We start from the raw sequence: 16,517 nt of genomic DNA, 5'->3' as shown, positions 1-16,517 counted from the left end.
GCGTCGCGATCGAACTCGGCCATCGGGCTTTCCATCGGGCAGGTGCCGTCGGGGAAACCGAAGCTCTTGCGCAGCTCCAGACCGCAGGTATTGATGTCTTCCAGCGCGGTCTCGGTCTGCCCGCACTGGCGATCGAAGGCCAGCATGAAGTCGTCCTTGCGGCGCACGAATTCCTCGCCGCACTTGCGGGTCAGCTGGATGCGATCCAGATCGTCCTGTGCCGCGTTGGTGCCCTGCAAGCCGTATTCTTCCAGCTCGGTGGCGGTCAGCAGGCGCAGCTTGCGGTTGGGCACGGTCATCATCAGATCCGCCACCGTCACCGCCGCGCCGTTGCGCTCCAGGTAATCCTTCAACTGGCCGTAGACCTGGCGCAGTTCCTCGGCCAGTTCGGCGCGGGAGTTCGCGCCGGAATCGATCCGCATCATCCGATGGATGCCGACCTTGCCGGCAATCACCCGGTTGTCGCCGGCGGCGAGGATAAGCAGGCAGGAGCTGTGGCAGATCGCGCCATCGCGCACCCACAGCGTCCAGTGCGAGGCGCCGATGATGTCGCCGGCGCGGATGCCGTCCTCGACCCGGCCACCGCTGGAATCGATGTCCAGCACGCGCTTCTCGATCGCCAGCCGGTTGGCGACGTTGGACATGCGTTCCATCAGCGAGGTGAATTCGGCGTTGATCTTTCCCGTGTAGCGCACCCGCATCACCCCGGCGGCCTGGCATGGCTTGACCGCATCGAGCAGGCTCTGGAAGTCGAGCTTGTCCAGCGCCACGCCGTCACCGTGCTCCGCGTAGTCGAGTTCGCAGCTGACCCAGGTGACCCCGGCGGTCAGCGGCGCCTCCGGCCAGTCGGTGGTGCGTGCCAGATCGATCTTGCGCGGCGCCGGCTTGACCGGGCCGGCGCTGATGGCGCCGTTGTCCTCGCTGCTGGCGGTGGTCTCGGTACGCGGTTTCTCCGGTGCCGGCGGCGCGGGGGGCTCGGCCCGGCATCCGGCCAGCAGGACGGCGCACAGCACACACCAGGACAACAGGGACACGGGACGCATGGGCACGGAAGGCGGCGGGACGTGGGAAAGAGCCGCTAGTCTAGGGCCCGGAGTGCGCCGGGGGCCGAATCGGTGGTGAATGCGGCCTCGACCGGTTCAGCTCGCGAGTCCCGCGGCATCTGCGACAGTCCCCACAGGTCAACCGCCCACGTCACGCGACGCAGGCAGGGAACGCGCAGCGCATCGGCATCTCGATCGACATGCCGATCGCTCCCGGCAGACGGTGGGTGGCCGCGATCTCAGGCGAAGGTCACCGCGTGGACCGGTGGCAGCCGGGCCGGCAGTGCCCGCCAATGCTCGCCCTGATCATCGCTGGTCCAGAAACCGCCGGTGGTGGAACCGAACGCCAGCCGATCACCACTGGCGTCGACGGCCAGGCCGTGCCGGTAGACCAGATCGTAGGACTGCTCCGCCGGCAGTCCGGTGCGCAGGGTCTGGAAGCTGCGCCCGCCGTCGCGGGTGCGGGCGACCACCAGTCGCGCGTCCACCGGATAGCGCTTCTCGTCCTTCACCGCCGGCACGAACCACGCGGTATCCGCATCGCGCGGATGCACCGCCACCGCGAAGCCGAACACCGAGGGCGGCACGTCGGTGATCTCTTGCCAGTCGCCGCCGTCGGCGGTGCTGCGGAACACGCCATTGTGGTGCTGGGCCCAGAACACCTCCGGCGTGGCGCGCGCCTGCACCAGCCGGTGCACGTCCTGGATGTTGGGATCGCCCTGCTGCCCTTCCGGCATGTAGCGCGCGATCATGCCCTGCGCGGTCTGGCTCCAGTTGTCGCCACCGTCGTCGCTGCGCCACACGCCACCGCTGGAGATCGCCACCCGCAGGCGGCGCGGATCGCGCGGATCCACGCAGATGGAATGGATGCCCGGATGATCGTATCCGCCGCCGAACCACTGGCCGCGTTCGGGGCGATCCCACAAGCCACGCACGAGTTGCCAGTTGCGTCCGTGATCGTCGGAGCGGAACAGGCCGCCGGGAATGGTGCCCGCCCACAGCCGGCCCGGTTCGTCCGGCCCGCCCGCTTCCAGTGACCAGATCAGGCGCAGCGCCGCCGGTTGCGCCGGCTTGCCGTCGCCAGGCACCACCTGGTCGCCTTCGCCATAGGCCGGTACGCCCACCTCTTCCCATTGCCGGCCCTGATCGGTGGAACGATGCAGCTTGGCGCCGAAGTGGCCGAGATCCAGCGCGGCGTACCAGCTGCCGTCGCGCGGGTCGGCCAGCGCCAGCGCCACGTTGTCGCCGAGGAAGGCGGTATCGGCGATTCGCCAGCCGCCATTGTCGCGCGCGAGCACGAACAATCCCTTGCGTGAAGACACCAGCAATCGATCCGACATGTCAGCCTCCCGACAGCGCCTGCATCACGTAGAGTTCGGCATCGTCGCCGACGGCCTGGCCGAGATCGCGCTTGTCGCGCAGGCACTGGCCATCGACGAATACCGCGACGTGGTGGCGCACCGCGCCGTGCTCGTCGAGCACGTAGCCACGCAGCGTGGGATGCAGGTCGAACACGGCCTGCAGCAGTTCACCCACGCTGGCGCCGGCCAGCTGCATGCACAGCTCGCCGCCGGAACGTGCTTCGGCTTGCGGCAGCCAGCGCGTCAGCGCCGGCGCCAGCACCACCCTGGCCATCACGGGGTCCTTGCCACCCAGACAGCCACGGAGGATAGCGCCCCGCCTGCGGCGCCGCATGGCGCAACGCCGCGAGGAGGCGTCGGGTCCGCTTGCAGCGACGCGGCGATTGTCGCGGCCGGCTTCGCCGGTGGCGCCCGCGCGGACCGCGCGGTGTGCGATCTTCCCCGTAGCTGACGACGCGAATGCCAGGCGCAGGATTCAGTTTCGCCGCACCGCAGCAGCACCCGCGACCGCTTTCCCCGCTTCCCGCTTCAATGGACCCGGCAACCCCATCCACCAGCCCGCGATCCGCTCAAGAAGCGGTCGCGCGGGTCGATACCGGACACCAGACGTGCCCGTTGAGGAGACCCCATGGGGCCCAGCCAATCGGCCTGCCATCGGGGAATCCGGCGGTCCGGGGTCGACAGCCACATTCCTCCGTTCCACACTGCGTCCGCGCGTGCGCGCACGGATCGGTGCGCGGGAGTGCGCGCCCTTCCGATGGACAGGTGGATTCCGTGATCGATACGTCACCCCATCCGTCGTCGGCGACGGCGGTGCATTCGCACGCGGAGCATGCACGGCCGGGCACCGGCGCGTGGCGCTGGGCGCTGGCCGTGCTGCTGGCTGGGCTGGCCTTCACGTTCTGGCTGGCGCTGAGCGAATGGCGCGACCTGAACGAGCGCACCGATGCACAACGTCGCGGCCTGGCCCAGGTGGCCACGCGACAGTTGCGTGCGCCGCTGCAGACCGTGGCCTCGGAACTGCGCGCGATGCAGACCGTGTTCCTGGCCAACGACCGGATGGACCAGATCCGTTTCACCCAGGTCACCGAAAACCTGCAGCGCCAGCGTATCGGTCCGGCGCGGGTGGCCACCGCGTTCGCGACCCGGATCGACGGCGTCGCCGGCGGGCCATCGGCTTATCGCTACCAGTTCATCACCCCACTCCGCGGCAACGAGGTGCTGCTGGGCCTGAACATCGCCAGCCAGCGCGAGAACCTGCTGGCGCTGGAACGCGCGCGCGACAGCAACAGCGTGGTGCTGTCCGCCCCGTTCGTGCTGCGCCAGACGGTGCCCGGCAGCCACCAGCGGCTCGGCGTGACCGTGCGCCTGCCGGTCTATTCCGACGGTCCGGAACCGCTCGACGTGACCGCGCGGCGCGCGCGCGAGATAGGTGCGCTCGCGGTCAGCCTGCGGCTGGATCCGCTGGTCAATGACGCGTTGCAGGGCCCGGTGCTGGACACCTTCCGGGTCAGCGTCCGCGATCTGGACGCCACCGACATCGGGCCGTTCTACGAATCCGGCACCCGCGCCGAGCAGGACGCCCGGCTGTACCGGCAACTACTGGAATTCGGCGGGCGTCGCTGGGAATTGCGCATGTGGCCGCGCCCGGCCGTGCTGGACAGCGAACGCCTGCGGGTCATCCTCACCGCCGGTCCGGTGATCAGCCTGCTGCTGGCGGCGTTGCTGTGGTCGCTGGCCACCACCCGCCAGCGCGCGATCACGCTCGGTCACGAGATGAGCGCGCTCTATCGCCAGAGCGAGGCGCAGTTCCGCGCGCTCAACGAACTGCTGCCGGCGCTGGTCCTGCTGTCCGACGGTGACGGTCGCATCCTGTATGCCAACCAGGCCGCGCGGCAGCGGCTGGGCGATGTAGTCTCGGCCGGCGTGCCGCTCACCGCGCTGTTCGCCGATCCGGCCTTCCGCGAACGCGTGCGCCAGCCGGCCCGCACCGGCGACTACTGGGGCAACGTGGAGGCGCTGCTGATCGGCCTGGGCGGGGAATTCTGGGCCAATGCGTCCATCGCCCGGGTCGAGATGGAGGACGAGCCCCGCCTGCTGGTGGTCGCCACCGACATCTCCGAGCAGCGCGAACTGACCGAACGGCTCAGCTACCAGGCCACCCACGATGCGCTGACCGAACTGTGCAACCGGCGCGAGTTCGAACGGCGGATCGAACAGGCCCTGGCCGATCGCCGTCGCGGCGGCCGCTCCTGTGCGCTGCTGTACATCGACCTGGATCAATTCAAGCTGATCAACGACGTGTCCGGCCATACCGCCGGCGATCAGCTGCTGGCGCAACTGGCGCTGGCGATGCGGATGCAGTTGCGCGGCGATGATCTGCTGGCGCGGCTGGGTGGCGACGAGTTCGGCCTGCTCGCGTTCGACGTCGACACGGCCAGCGCGCGCACCCTGGCCGAGCGGCTGCGCACCGGCATCGAATCGCAGATGTTCGTCTGGCAGGAGCGCACCTACACGGTCAGCGCCAGCATCGGCGTGGTGGTGGTGGACCAGGACAATCCCACCCTGAAGGATCTGCTGTCCTGGGCCGACACCGCGTGCTACGTGGCCAAGGAGAACGGACGCAACCGCATCCACGTCTACAGCGACGACGACGAGGCCACCCGCCGCTATGGCGAGATGGAGTGGGCCAACCGCCTGCGCTGGGCGATGGAGGAACAGCGCCTGTTGCTGGACTACCAGGAAATCGTGCCGCTGGACGGCCGCCGCGAGGACGGCGCGCGGGTGGAACTGCTGCTGCGCCTGCGCGACGAGGACGGCCGCATCGTCCTGCCGGGCGCGTTCCTGCCGGCGGCCGAGCGCTACGGCCTGATGCCGATGGTGGATCGCTGGGTGATCCGCGCCGCGCTGACCCACTTCGGCCAGTTGCATGCCGATGGTCGCCCCTTGCAGCAGTGCGCGATCAACCTGTCCGGCGCCAGCATCGAGGACGAGGACCTGGCGGACTTCATCCTGGCGCTGATCGCCGAGCACCGGGTGCCGCCGTCGCGGCTGTGCTTCGAGATCACCGAGACCGTGGCGGTACGCAACCTGCTGAAGGTGGTGCAGGTGATCGAGCGGCTGCGCAAGGCCGGCTGCCGGATCGCGCTGGACGACTTCGGTGCCGGCATGTCTTCCTTCGGCTACCTCAAGAACCTGCCGGTGGACGTGATCAAGATCGACGGCAGTTTCATCCGCGATCTGGAAACCGACGCGATGAGCCGGACCATCGTCAGCGCCATCGCCCAGATCGGCCACCAGCGTGGGCTGAGCGTGGTCGCCGAATGGGTCGGCAATGCCGGAATGATCGCCACCCTGACCGGACTGGGCGTGGATTTCGGCCAAGGCATGGCGCTGCACCGGCCCGAGCGGGTGCTGTTCCAGCGCCACCGGCAGGCGGCCTGATTCCATCGTTCCGGCTCTGAGGGCGCTAGAATCGGCGCGTCGCTCTTCACGCGTCTTTTCACGAGCTGTCCGACATGTCCGACTCCTGCTGTGGCTGCGGCAAGACCATCGACGTCGCCGCGCTGGAAGCGCGCCAGCGGCGGGTGCTGGCGATCGTGCTGGCGATCAACCTCGCCACCTTCCTGATGATGATCGCGGCGGCGCTGTACAGCCGCTCCACCTCGCTGCTGTCGGGCAGCCTGGACAACCTGGGCGACGCTGCCACCTACGCGCTGAGCCTGATGGTGGTGGGCGCCAGCGCGCGCGCCAAGGCGCAGGTCGCGCTGTTCAAGGGCCTGCTGATACTCGCCGCCGCGGTCGCGGTGGCCGCGCAGATCGGCTGGCGGCTGGCGCACCCGACGGTGCCGCTGTTCGAGACCATCGGCGTGGTCGGCCTGCTCAACCTGGGCGCCAACCTGATCTGCCTGCGCCTGCTGACGCCCTACCGTTCCGGCGACGTCAACCTGGCCTCGGCCTGGGAATGCTCGCGCAACGACGTTTACGAAGGACTGGCGGTGCTGGTCGCCGCCGCGGGCGTGTGGCTGTTCGGCGCCGGCTGGCCGGATCTGCTGGTCGGCGCGGCGCTGTTGCTGCTGTTCCTGCGTTCGGCCTGGCGGGTGCTGTCCGGCGCCTGGGCGGCCTGGCGCGAGACCGCGCCCGAGCATGCCTGAACCTGCCGGCTTCGGGCACGCCCCGCCGAGCAAGCTCGGCGCGACAGGCAACGTCCGCCCCTGAACCCCACGCGTAGAGCGGAGCTTGCTCCGCTGCCCTGCATGGCCGGCGGCTTCGGACACGCCCCGCCGAGCAAGCTCGGCGCGACAGGCAACGTCCGCCCCTGAACCCACGCGTAGAGCGGAGCTTGCTCCGCTGCCCTGCATGGCCGGCGGCTTCGGACACGTCCCGCCGAGCAAGCTCGGCGCTACAGGGACCGACCCTGAACCCCACGCGTAGAGCGGAGCTTGCTCCGCTGCCCCTGCATGGCCGGCGACTTCGGACACGCCCCGCCAAGCAAGCTCGGCGCGACAGGCAACGTCCGCCCCTGAACCCAACGCGTAGAGCGGAGCTTGCTCCGCTGCCCTGCATGGCCGGCGGCTTCGAACACACCCCGCCGAGCAAGCTCGGCGCTACGGGAGGCAATCGCCGCTAAGGGGCCTCGGCCAACCGGCTGGCGTGACTGGCGGCAAGCTTCCAACCGTCGGGATACCGGATCCAGGTATCCGTGAAACGGAAATCGGCGGTGAACGCCTGCCCCTGCGAATCACCCTCGACGTGGGTCACTCCAGTGACGATCGCCGCATCGCCATGCAGGCGGATCCGCTGGTCCCGGTTGCGGAACACCCGGTAGCGCGGTTCCCGGCTCGCCACTTCGGCGAGGTTGGCGGCCAGGCCGGTGACCACGCCGCGCGAATCGACCAGAGTGAAGCCCGGATCCAGATGGCGCTCCAGGGTTTTCGCGTCGCCGCCCTCGAATGCGCGGCAAAGGACCGTTTCCACCGCCAGGATGTCGCGCCGGTCCTCGGCCTCGCCGGCCTGCGCCCAGGACGACGCCGCGAGCAGCAACCACAGCACGTTCGCCCGTTTCCACATCGCCTGTCGCATCGCCCTGCCCCGCTCCGGGATTGCCGGCGATGGTAACGCGTCGCTACAGGCCGTGGCCGTCCTCGGCGCGCAGCACCGGTTCCGGTTTCACCCGCACGGCCCACAGCACGCCGCCGATCAGCAGACCGATGCCGATCAGGGTCAGCGGGCGTGGCATCTGCCCGCGCAGCATGAACGCATAGGCCAGCGCCGCCAGGGTCTCGAACACGATCAACTGCCCGACCAGCGCGGTTGGCAGGCGCTGGCTGGCCTGGTTCCAGCACAGCGTGCCCAGCCACGAGGCGAACAGGCCGATCGCCACCATCAGGGCGATGAAGAACTCCGGGCGTGGTCCCAGCGGCATCGGGAAGTCCGCGCCACGCAGCTCCATCACGCCCCACAGCAGCGCGTAACCCAGCAGCGCCAGCGGCAGAATCGCCACGCCCTGCGCGGTCGCCCACGCGCGCGGACTGCGATCCGGATGCGCGCGCAGCCAATCGGCGTTGCGCAGCGGATACCAGGTCCAGCAGGCCACCGCGATCAGTGCCAGCAGCGCGCCGCTGGCGTAACGCCATGGATCGGCCTGCGGGTCGTCGCGCAGTGCCTGCAGTTCCACCTGGTTGACGCAGGCGATGCCCAGCACGATCAGCACCAGCGAAGGCGCCAGCCGGCCCCAGGGCAGGCGTCCGTCACGGTGGCCGTTGCGCAGGTTGGCGCTGATCGCGATCACCACCGGCAGCGTGCCGATGATCATGGTCGGCACCGGCGCGCCGGCGCGCTGGATGGCGCTGGCCAGGCACAGGTAGTACAGCAGGTTGCCGATGGCCGCGAGTTTGAGCGCCTCGCGCCAATCGGCCGCGCGCAGCCGGCGCAGTTCGGCGCGATCGAAGGCGGCCAGCGGCAGCGCGATCAGGCCGAATGCCAGGTAGCGTCCCACCGATTGCAATGCGGCGGGATACTCCGGCAACAGCAGTGGCCCCACGAACACCAGGCCCCACATCAGCCCGGCCGCCAGCGCGTACAGCGTTCCCACCCACATCGTCGTGTTCGTCCGTCCGGAAAACACCGACTCTAGAAGGCGTTCCCGGTCCCGTCTTGCACCAGATTGCGCCGGCTCAGCCGCGCACCTGGCGCTGGTAGCGCGCCGGGGTGACGCCGTAGCGGCGCGCGAACGCCCGGGTCAGGTGGGCCTGATCGGCCATGCCGGTGGCCGCGGCCACGTCGGCCGGGGACTCGCCCGCGCCCAGGCGCCGCTTGGCGTCGTGCATGCGCAGGGCCATCAGCATCTGCTGCGGAGTGACGTGATACTGGTCGCGGAACCGGCGCAGGAAATGGAACGGGCTGAGCCCGGCGACGGCCGCGAGCGACTCCAGGCTGACCCGCTGGTCCAGGTGCGCGTGCAGGTAGTCGATGACGCCGCCGAAGCGCTGCGTGCGTTCCGCGCCCTCGGGCCGGCCGACATGGGCATGATCCCGCAAGGTCTCCAGCAGTTGCAGCAGCAGGCCATCGAAGGCCAATGGCTCGGCGCGCGCGTGCCACAGCGCATCGAGCAGCGCGGTGACCCGCGACGCGCGCGTGGGATCCGGGCGCACGGCATCGGCGAACCACCAGCCGGATTCGCCGGTGATCTCCTCCAGCGCCGCGCGATCCAGATAGATCATCCGGTAGCGCCAGCCATCCTCGGTTTCCGCGCGCCCGGTGTGCAACGCCTCGGGGTTCATCAGCACCAGCGAACCGGCCGACGCCAGGTGATCCGCGCCGGCATAGCGGAAGCGTTCCGCCCCGGATTCGATGGCGCCCAGCCCGAACGCCTCGTGGGTATGCGGATCGAAAGCGTGCCGGACGATATGCGCGCGGTACAGTTCCACGCCCGGCCGGTGCGGCGGGTGCAGGAACTGGGCCGCGTCACGGGGGGATTCGAATTGTTCCGGCACGCCTTGCATCGGCCCATCATGCCACCGGTCGGCCACCCTCGCCGCCTTTGGCCGCCGCCGCCCCCGTGCGGCGTTGATGCGCGTACAGGGGCCACGGAAAGGCCGCGACGGACCCCGGCGGGACCGGCGCAGGGAGATTCGATGAAAACCTTCTACATCCGCTCGCTGCATTGGCTCGCGATGCTGGGTTTCCTGCTGCTCGGCGCGGCGGTGAGCGCCAGCCTCGGCGCCCTGCTGGGTTGAGCGCCCGCGATATTCCGGAGCGCCCCCGGGGTCAGGGCGGATCGTTGCCCTCGGGCGTGACCTCGGCGGCCCACGCCAGCGCTTGCTCCGCTTCGGCGGGCTCGAACGCGCGCACTTCCGTCGCCGGCAGCAGGTGCCCGGCGAACTCGGAAATCCGGCCCAGCCATTGCTTGTCGGTCACCACCGCCGCGCGCGCGAAGCGCGAATACTCGCCCAACTTCTGCACCGCGTAGCGCAGATCCTTGGCCATCGCCTCGGCGCTCAGGCCGGTCATGCCGGCGAGATCGGTGAAGATGCCGATGCGGCGGTACTCGTGCAGGCGCGCCTCGATCTCGGCGATGCACCGGTCGTAGTCCTCGCCGGTGAGCTGGCCGCTGAAGCGGAAGGCCGCCACGTGCGGCGGGGCGGGAATGCCTTCGATCATGCGCGGACTCCTGCGATGGGTTTCATCGCATGCTCACCGCGGGCGCGTCGCGAAAACGTCAACGCCGGCAAGGGCCTCAATCGATCCGGTAGACCCGTGCCTTGGGCGTGTCTTCCTCGACCTGCAGGAACCAGCGTCCGGCCACGCCGGGCACCACCACGATCTCGGGCGATTCCAGCGGGCGCGACAGCTTCATCTTGCCTTTCAGGACCTTCCACTGCTGGCCGTTGTCCAGTTCGAACACGGTCCCCGGCTCCCAGCCGGCCACGGTGCCCTTGAGGCGCGCGTGGATGGGCTCGTCGTTGAGGCCAATCAGCGAACTTTCATCGCGTGGCCGGCGCTCCGGCGCCTGCGTGCGGGCGATGACCTCTGCGCGCTCCTGCGCGCGCGCCTCGACCTGTTCGCCGAGCAGGCGGTTGAGCAGTTCCAGTTGCGCCGGGGTGAGCTGGTCCAGGCCGGTGGCGCGCATCTGCTCGGCGGTGAGCCGCTGTTCGATGTTGACGTGCGGGGCCTTTGGCTCCTGTTGCGCGAACGCCGCCGGCATCCACGCCATCGCCAATCCCGCCAGCAGCCAAGCCTTGATCTTCATGTGTCCGCCCTTGCCCGGCGCGTCCGGCATGGGCGCGCTTTACGGTTTCGTGAAGATTCTGCTGCGATGAAATGACAGGAACATGACAGCGACCCGGCTCAGGCGTCGTGGGTGTCGCCGGACAGCGGCGTGGCTCGCATCGACGGACGCTGCGCGAAGGCGTCGAACCAGGCCGCCAGACGCGGCCGTGCCGGCCGGAACGGCGGCAGTTCGCGGAACGCCAGCCAGTCCAGGGCGGTGGCGACGGCGATATGTCCCACATGCGGCGGCGCATCGACGTCCAGTTCCTGTTCCAGCCAGTCGTAGCTGGCCAGCAGCTTGTCGATGTAGCCGTCGCGCAGCGGCGGGTAGCGCAGCGGTTCGGGACGGCGCACGGTCTCCCAGCGCACCGCGATGCCGGCCTCGCACAATCCCTGCGCCACCGCCTGCACCCGCAGCGCATGCCAGCGCGCTTCGCCGTCGGCGGGAACCAACCGCGCGCCGGTATGCAGGGTGTCGAGATAGGCGCAGATCACGTCCGAATCGAAGATCGCCGGCTGTCCTGGGCGCAGCAGTACCGGCACCTTGCCCAACGGGTTCTGCCGGAACACCGCCTCGTTGCGCAGCACCGGGCTGGTCTCGTGGTGGATCACCTCCAGCCGATCGGCCAGGCCGGCCTCGTGGGCGAACACCAGCGCCTTGCGCGCATAGGGCGAATGGGTCTGGTAGAGCAGTTGCATGGATACCCCGCGTGCCGGAAAAAGGTGAATCCTCCGGATTGGGACGACGGAAGAACCTTTCAACCGTGGCGTTTCGATCGCCGCGTCCAGGCCCGCCGCAGCGACCAGAATCCGATGTCGCGCCGATGCCGGAAACCCAGCCGCTCATACAACTGCAGCGCACGCGGGTTCTCGTGGCTCACGTGCAGGAACGGCAACGCGCCACGGGCAAGCGTGTCGTTGACGAGCATGGCGGTCAGCCGGCCGGCGTAGCCGCGGCCGTTGAAATCCGGGTGGGTGCAGATCGCGCTCATCTCGCGGCACTCTCCCGTTCCCAGGCGCTCGCCGATCATCGCGGCCAGGCGTCCGTCCTGGTAGATGCCGAAGTAGCGGCCCATGTCCATGGTGCGTTCACGGAAGTAGTGCGGATAGACCAGCGCGGTCAGTGCCAGCACGTCGGCGCGATGCGATTCGCCCAGCGACAGGATCTCCGGCCCCTCGGCCACCGGCAGCGGCGTCGTGCGGACCATCTGCGCCAGCGGCCGGAACGTCTCCAGCCGCCAGCCCGGCGGTGCTTCCGGTACCACCCCGATCAGGTAGACGGATTCGCCGGGCGCGACCAGCACCTCCAGCTCCGCGCCAAGGTCCCCGTCGGCGGCGCTCGCCACGCCCAGGAACGGTGCATATTCGGCGGGGTAGCGCGCCACCGCGCCCGCACGCAGCGCGATGCCGCTGTGCAGGCTTTGCAGCGCGGACCAGAACGGATTGTCGAGTGCGGCGTGGACGCGAGGTTCGAGGACTTCGGTATTCATCGTCATGCGGTGCATTCGCGGCGATGCAGCAGACGCATCCCGGCGTTCGCCCATGTTAACCGTGCCGTCACGCCAACACCCGGGTCCCTCCGGCATATCTGATGGCGCCGCATGGACCGCTGTCCTCGCGGCCCCTGCCTGAACAGGGCCCCGGCCATTGTCGATTTCCGCCTTGCCCGTTCGTCGACACCAGGAAGGCCCGTATCCCGGACCTTTCATTCCTCTCAAAGCACAGGAGCTCCACCATGTCGTACATCGACGGTTTCCTCATCGCCGTGCCAAACGCCAACAAGGAGAAGTTCATCGCCCACGCCGGCGAGTTCGATCCGATTTTCATGGAGCTCGGCGCCATCCGCGTCATCGAATGCTGGGGCGACGACGTCCCGGACGGGCAAGTCACCGATTTCCGCCGCGCGGTGAAGGCCACCGACGAGGAGACCGTGGTGTTCTCCTGGATCGAATGGCCGGACAAGGCGACCCGCGACGTCGGCATGAAAAAGATGATGGAGGATCCGCGCATGGATGCCGCCAATCCCATGCCCTTCGACGGCAAGCGGATGATCTTTGGTGGCTTCGCGCCCGTGGTGGATCTGAAAAAGTAATCCCCCGGAGAACCGTGGAGCGGAGCTCACTCCGCTGCTCCTGCGCGCGGTGTCGTCCGTGGCTGGGCAAACCCGTCACCCGTCGATGCCTCGACCCATGAGCCCGCTCAGGGCACACCCAGCCGGGTGTGCCCGGTGGCGATGCGCCGCTCGATCACGACAGGCGTGGCGCCTTCGCCCTGCCCTTGTTCCCAGAGCAGCAGAAACGGCGCCCCGCGGTTTTCAATTTCCAGTTCGGCGCCATTGGCGATGCTGCGCCAACGCAGATCGACACGGCCGTCGCCGATGCGGACATTTTCGACGGCCAGGCGATCCCAGCCGGCCGGCGGCCGCGGTGCGAACCGCAGCCGCTTCGCCAGCGCATCCACGTCCAGTCCGAGCATGCCGTGGACAGCCGCGGACAGGAACGCCGCCGAGGACCAGGTCTGTTCCGGCACCGATTCGCGCTGCGGCTCCGGACGATCGCCGCGCATGACCTCGTGCATGTGCCCCGGCGAATCCGCGCCCGCCCAGGACACCAGGCTGCGCCATAGCGTCGCCGCCTGCTCCGGCCTGCCCGCGCGCCACAGGGTCTCGGCCGCCATCGCGGTGCCCAGCCCCCACACGCTGCCGCGCGAATAGGCTTCCGGGTCGTAGTCGGCGGCCGTGTCCGGCTGGCTGCGCAGTCCCCACGCGGCAAGGTAGGCCGGCCGTGAGAGCTGGCCCAGCGTGGCGTCCACTTCCGCATCCGTGGCCGCCCCGGAACGGATGGCCGCCAGATCCGCCGGCGAGGTGCTTTCCCCGGCTTTGCCGGCGTGACTGAAGCCGCTGATCCAGCGCCGGCCGGCCTCGTCGCGATAACGCTTGCGCAACTGGATGCGCGCCTGCCCGGCGGCACTGGCGGCTTCGCGACCCAGTACTTCGTCACCCTGCACCCGCGCCAACGCCGACATGGCCTGCGCGGTCTCGACCCAGGCCGCCGACAGGGTCAACTCGTCGGTCAGGCGATCCTGCTCGTTCGCGCTCATCTTGTCGGCCGGCACGCGCGGCAGGCCGTCATCGGTATCGCGCGTGGACAGGCAATAGCGGTAGGCCCTGAGGACGGCGGGCCAGTGCCGGCGCAGGAATCCGGTGTCGCCGCTGGCGCGGACGTATTCGGCCAGCACACCGATGAAATCGAACGCGATGTCGACATGCACGTACATGTACGGATAGTCGCCGGCCCAGTCCAGGAAGCCCGCGCTCTGCGACATCTCGTGCCAGATCATGCCGTTGTCCGGATGCTGGTAGCGCAGGATGAACGCCAGCTCCTCCGCCGCGCGCTCGAAGCGTCCTTCGTGGATCAACGCACGCGTGCCGACCAGTCCGTCACCGGCGAAATACCACGCGTACTGCGGACGCCGCGCGCCGTGCGATGGCCCGTAACCGGCGACCAGGCCGCAGCCCAGCCGGGCGTTGCAGGTCCACGCCTGCTCCAGCGCAATCTGGGCCCAGCCCAGTGCCCGATTGGCATCGGCATCGGGCGTGGTGACGCGGAGCCGTTCGGAGGACACGAAACGCGCCGCGTCTTCCGCCGACGCGGGCTGTTGCAATGCCGCAGTGGTGGCATGCACGTCCTCGTCCACCTCGCTCTGGCCGGCGAACAGCAGTTCCGCGCAACGTTTCGTGCCGCAGGCTTGCGGCTGCAGGCGCAGGAACAATGGCAGGCCGAACTCGCTGCCACGCCGATCGTTGTTCGGCTCGCTGTGCTCCGTCGCCTGCGGCGAGGACACCAGCGCACGGAACTGCCTGCGTGGTTCGCTGATCAGGAATCCTTTCGCCTGCGCGTCCCAGGCCAATTCCTGCCCGCCCACCGCCGCCGGCCACATCAGGTTGAGCGACGGCCGGAAACGGATTTCCAGTCCGATGTCTTCGCCTTCCAGTTCGTAGCGCACGATGACACCGGGCAAACGGCCACGCGCCTCCACGCGCTCGCGCAGCGAAAAACCCGGCCCCGCGTAGTGCCGGGTCATCCCCAGCGGATCCACTTCCGCCGAAACCAGATAGGCCAGCCCGTCGCGCATCTTTCCGTCGATCACGAATCCAGGCCGATAGCCTGCCGCGATCTGCAACGGAAACGTCCACAGTTCCAGCCCGTCCTCGGAATACCCCCCGGCGAAGGCTCGCAGGCCGTGCGCCGAGAGGTAGCGGTTCTCGCGCGGCTGTTCAATCGACCAGCGCGGAAGTTCGTACGACGTCGACGCCGGTTCCGCCGCGGAAACCGGCACCGACACGAATGACAGCAACAGGCAGAGCAGACCCGGCCAATGGCGCATGGAGAACCTCGTGGGGAAGCGCGTCCTGCGGCGGATGTTCCTGGTTCGCACCCTAAGCCATCGCCCCGCATGACCGCCAATTGCAGCGCAGCATGGTGTCCACTGAAACCATCCGGCCGCTGTGGCAGACTCGCCGCATGATGCCGCGAATCCTTCTCCGCGCCCTGGTGTTGGCGGTGTGCTGCGTGGTTTCCGCTGCAGCCATCGCGGCTGCCCCGCCCTCGCGCGTGCTGATCTTCAGCAAGACCGCCGGTTTCCGCCACGATTCCATTCCTGTGGCGGTGACCGCGCTGCGCGAGATCGCCCGCCGGCAGTCACTCGATGCGGATACCAGCGAGGATGCCTCGGTGTTCGCGCCGGATCGATTGCAGCGCTACCGCGCGGTGATCTTCGTCAACACCACCGGCGACATCCTGGATCCGGAACAGCAACGGGCGCTGGAAGGCTTCATCCGCGCAGGCGGCGGTTTCATGGGCGTGCACGCGGCGGCGGATACCGAATACGACTGGCCGTGGTACGGCGAACTGGTCGGTGCGTGGTTCCTCGGCCATCCACCCGGGCTGCAGACCACCCGCGTGCGTTTCGGCCACGATGGCATCGCGGCGCGTGGACGCGAATGGCGGGTCACCGACGAAATCTACAACTACCGGCGCAACCCGCGCGGTTCGGTCGAAGTGATCGCGACAGTGGACGAGCACGACTACACCGGCGGGACCATGGGCGATGATCATCCGATCGCCTGGTGCCACGGTTTCGAAGGCGGCCGTGCCTGGTACACGGGGCTGGGCCATGACATGGCGATGTATTCAAACGCGACCTTCCTGCGTCATCTCCGGCGCGGCCTGCGCTACGTGACCGGACGCGCGGACGCGTGCTGATCAGGCGGCCGGGCAGGCATCGCGGCGTCCCGCCTCGAACGCCTTGACCCCCGCTTTGTCGACCGGTAGCGGACGCACGCCGTCGTCGAAAATCACCCGCCACTGACCGTCGCGATCCTGCTGCCACACCGATCCGAAGCGTCCCAGCCGATGGCTGCCGTCCTTCGGGTTGCGGTACAGCGCCGGACCGCTGGAGTAGGCCGTGCGGCCGTCGCCGCCGACCGAGACCCGCTCCGGATACCAGCGCAGTTCCAGCGCCTTGCCTTCGATCAGCGGCATCCAGTCGGCCACGATGGCGTCACGACCGCGGGTGGGCTGATGACCCACGCCGAACACCGCGTCGGCGTGGAGGAAGCCGGCGAAGGCGGTGGCGTCGTGCCGTGCGAGGGCGTCGGCGAAGCCGAGTTCCCGCGTCCAAACCGCGCATCGCGCGTCGCTTGCCATCCCCGGGTGCGGCGGCGGCTCAACGGCCGCGACGCCCGTCGCCAGGCCCGCCAGCCCCAGCAGGGCCGAAAGTCGTAGACCGTCTGTCATGCGAAGTTCTCCGAAACCTGCCAAGCTTTGCGCATTCCATTCCC

At 69.0% G+C, this 16,517-nt stretch carries 15 protein-coding genes and 1 pseudogene; 4 read left to right on the top strand and 12 right to left on the bottom strand.

What is annotated here, in order from left to right; translation table 11 throughout:
* Window positions 1–8 precede the first annotated feature (8 nt).
* From IB228_RS16890 to IB228_RS16880, 3 genes and pseudogenes are all read right to left on the bottom strand, one after another.
* Window positions 9–905 (bottom strand): annotated as a pseudogene (locus IB228_RS16890) (hypothetical protein); the annotation flags it as partial.
* A gap of 377 nt (window positions 906–1,282) precedes the next feature.
* Entirely contained in the window at window positions 1,283–2,383 is a 1,101-nt protein-coding gene (locus tag IB228_RS16885) for a glycoside hydrolase (protein WP_183638482.1), read from the bottom strand.
* 1 nt (window position 2,384) lies between these two features.
* Window positions 2,385–2,678, bottom strand: a complete 294-nt coding sequence (locus tag IB228_RS16880) for a MoaD/ThiS family protein (protein ID WP_183638484.1) — start codon at window positions 2,676–2,678, stop codon at window positions 2,385–2,387.
* Window positions 2,679–3,178: 500 nt separating this feature from the next.
* On the opposite strand from IB228_RS16880, the gene IB228_RS16875 reads away from it, so the two are divergent.
* Both IB228_RS16875 and IB228_RS16870 read left to right on the top strand, forming a co-directional pair.
* Window positions 3,179–5,848, top strand: a complete 2,670-nt coding sequence (locus IB228_RS16875) for an EAL domain-containing protein (protein WP_343205533.1) — start codon at window positions 3,179–3,181, stop codon at window positions 5,846–5,848.
* 74 nt (window positions 5,849–5,922) lie between these two features.
* The gene (locus tag IB228_RS16870; protein WP_192199282.1) at window positions 5,923–6,558 is read left to right on the top strand and encodes a cation transporter; all 636 of its coding nucleotides are present in this window, start codon (window positions 5,923–5,925) and stop codon (window positions 6,556–6,558) included.
* Between the two features lie 472 nt (window positions 6,559–7,030).
* Here IB228_RS16870 and IB228_RS16865 read toward each other — a convergent pair whose 3' ends face one another.
* The 7 genes from IB228_RS16865 to IB228_RS16835 all read right to left on the bottom strand — a co-directional run bounded on the left by IB228_RS16865 (window position 7,031) and on the right by IB228_RS16835 (window position 12,171).
* Window positions 7,031–7,486: a nuclear transport factor 2 family protein gene (locus IB228_RS16865; RefSeq protein WP_225562513.1), complete on the bottom strand. Its 456-nt coding sequence runs from the start codon at window positions 7,484–7,486 to the stop codon at window positions 7,031–7,033.
* A 43-nt stretch (window positions 7,487–7,529) separates the two neighbouring features.
* Complete coding sequence (locus tag IB228_RS16860) at window positions 7,530–8,504, bottom strand: DMT family transporter (RefSeq protein ID WP_192199281.1); 975 nt, start codon at window positions 8,502–8,504, stop codon at window positions 7,530–7,532.
* Window positions 8,505–8,580: 76 nt separating this feature from the next.
* Window positions 8,581–9,408, bottom strand: coding sequence for an AraC family transcriptional regulator (locus IB228_RS16855; RefSeq protein ID WP_192199280.1), 828 nt, complete (start codon window positions 9,406–9,408; stop codon window positions 8,581–8,583).
* Window positions 9,409–9,673: 265 nt separating this feature from the next.
* The gene (locus tag IB228_RS16850; RefSeq protein WP_183638495.1) at window positions 9,674–10,066 is read right to left on the bottom strand and encodes an STAS/SEC14 domain-containing protein; all 393 of its coding nucleotides are present in this window, start codon (window positions 10,064–10,066) and stop codon (window positions 9,674–9,676) included.
* A 76-nt stretch (window positions 10,067–10,142) separates the two neighbouring features.
* The gene (locus tag IB228_RS16845) at window positions 10,143–10,655 is read right to left on the bottom strand and encodes a hypothetical protein (protein WP_225562512.1); all 513 of its coding nucleotides are present in this window, start codon (window positions 10,653–10,655) and stop codon (window positions 10,143–10,145) included.
* 98 nt (window positions 10,656–10,753) lie between these two features.
* Window positions 10,754–11,374 carry a glutathione S-transferase gene (locus IB228_RS16840; protein ID WP_192199279.1) on the bottom strand — a complete coding sequence of 207 codons (621 nt, stop codon included), beginning with the start codon at window positions 11,372–11,374 and terminating at the stop codon, window positions 10,754–10,756.
* A gap of 59 nt (window positions 11,375–11,433) precedes the next feature.
* Window positions 11,434–12,171 (bottom strand): GNAT family N-acetyltransferase, encoded by a 738-nt coding sequence (locus tag IB228_RS16835; protein WP_225562511.1) that lies wholly within the window; start codon window positions 12,169–12,171, stop codon window positions 11,434–11,436.
* Window positions 12,172–12,410: 239 nt separating this feature from the next.
* On the opposite strand from IB228_RS16835, the gene IB228_RS16830 reads away from it, so the two are divergent.
* Window positions 12,411–12,767, top strand: a complete 357-nt coding sequence (locus IB228_RS16830; RefSeq protein WP_183641153.1) for a DUF1428 domain-containing protein — start codon at window positions 12,411–12,413, stop codon at window positions 12,765–12,767.
* Window positions 12,768–12,874: 107 nt separating this feature from the next.
* Here IB228_RS16830 and IB228_RS16825 read toward each other — a convergent pair whose 3' ends face one another.
* Window positions 12,875–15,061: a hypothetical protein gene (locus tag IB228_RS16825; protein WP_192199278.1), complete on the bottom strand. Its 2,187-nt coding sequence runs from the start codon at window positions 15,059–15,061 to the stop codon at window positions 12,875–12,877.
* 185 nt (window positions 15,062–15,246) lie between these two features.
* Between IB228_RS16825 and IB228_RS16820 the strand changes: the two genes are divergently transcribed.
* Complete coding sequence (locus tag IB228_RS16820) at window positions 15,247–15,939, top strand: ThuA domain-containing protein (RefSeq protein WP_343227103.1); 693 nt, start codon at window positions 15,247–15,249, stop codon at window positions 15,937–15,939.
* Here the strand turns inward: IB228_RS16820 and IB228_RS16815 are convergent, their stop codons facing one another.
* Window positions 15,940–16,473 carry a nuclear transport factor 2 family protein gene (locus tag IB228_RS16815; RefSeq protein WP_192199276.1) on the bottom strand — a complete coding sequence of 178 codons (534 nt, stop codon included), beginning with the start codon at window positions 16,471–16,473 and terminating at the stop codon, window positions 15,940–15,942.
* Window positions 16,474–16,517 lie beyond the last annotated feature (44 nt).

The organism is Pseudoxanthomonas sp. PXM04 (assembly GCF_014851695.1).
In the GTDB taxonomy this organism is placed as follows: Bacteria; Pseudomonadota; Gammaproteobacteria; order Xanthomonadales; family Xanthomonadaceae; genus Pseudoxanthomonas_A; species Pseudoxanthomonas_A beigongshangi.
Note: the sequence above shows the minus strand (reverse complement) of the source record. Positions and strands in the feature narration are given on the sequence as shown.

Bases quoted from the DNA above. Each gene is read 5' to 3' on its own strand.
- IB228_RS16885 (WP_183638482.1), bottom strand. From the start codon at position 2,383: ATGTCGGATCGATTGCTGGTGTCTTCACGCAAGGGATTGTTCGTGCTC.
- IB228_RS16880 (WP_183638484.1), bottom strand. From the start codon at position 2,678: ATGGCCAGGGTGGTGCTGGCGCCGGCGCTGACGCGCTGGCTGCCGCAA.
- IB228_RS16870 (WP_192199282.1), top strand. From the start codon at position 5,923: ATGTCCGACTCCTGCTGTGGCTGCGGCAAGACCATCGACGTCGCCGCG.
- IB228_RS16865 (WP_225562513.1), bottom strand. From the start codon at position 7,486: ATGCGACAGGCGATGTGGAAACGGGCGAACGTGCTGTGGTTGCTGCTC.
- IB228_RS16860 (WP_192199281.1), bottom strand. From the start codon at position 8,504: ATGTGGGTGGGAACGCTGTACGCGCTGGCGGCCGGGCTGATGTGGGGC.
- IB228_RS16855 (WP_192199280.1), bottom strand. From the start codon at position 9,408: ATGCAAGGCGTGCCGGAACAATTCGAATCCCCCCGTGACGCGGCCCAG.
- IB228_RS16850 (WP_183638495.1), bottom strand. From the start codon at position 10,066: ATGATCGAAGGCATTCCCGCCCCGCCGCACGTGGCGGCCTTCCGCTTC.
- IB228_RS16845 (WP_225562512.1), bottom strand. From the start codon at position 10,655: ATGAAGATCAAGGCTTGGCTGCTGGCGGGATTGGCGATGGCGTGGATG.
- IB228_RS16840 (WP_192199279.1), bottom strand. From the start codon at position 11,374: ATGCAACTGCTCTACCAGACCCATTCGCCCTATGCGCGCAAGGCGCTG.
- IB228_RS16835 (WP_225562511.1), bottom strand. From the start codon at position 12,171: ATGACGATGAATACCGAAGTCCTCGAACCTCGCGTCCACGCCGCACTC.
- IB228_RS16830 (WP_183641153.1), top strand. From the start codon at position 12,411: ATGTCGTACATCGACGGTTTCCTCATCGCCGTGCCAAACGCCAACAAG.
- IB228_RS16825 (WP_192199278.1), bottom strand. From the start codon at position 15,061: ATGCGCCATTGGCCGGGTCTGCTCTGCCTGTTGCTGTCATTCGTGTCG.
- IB228_RS16815 (WP_192199276.1), bottom strand. From the start codon at position 16,473: ATGACAGACGGTCTACGACTTTCGGCCCTGCTGGGGCTGGCGGGCCTG.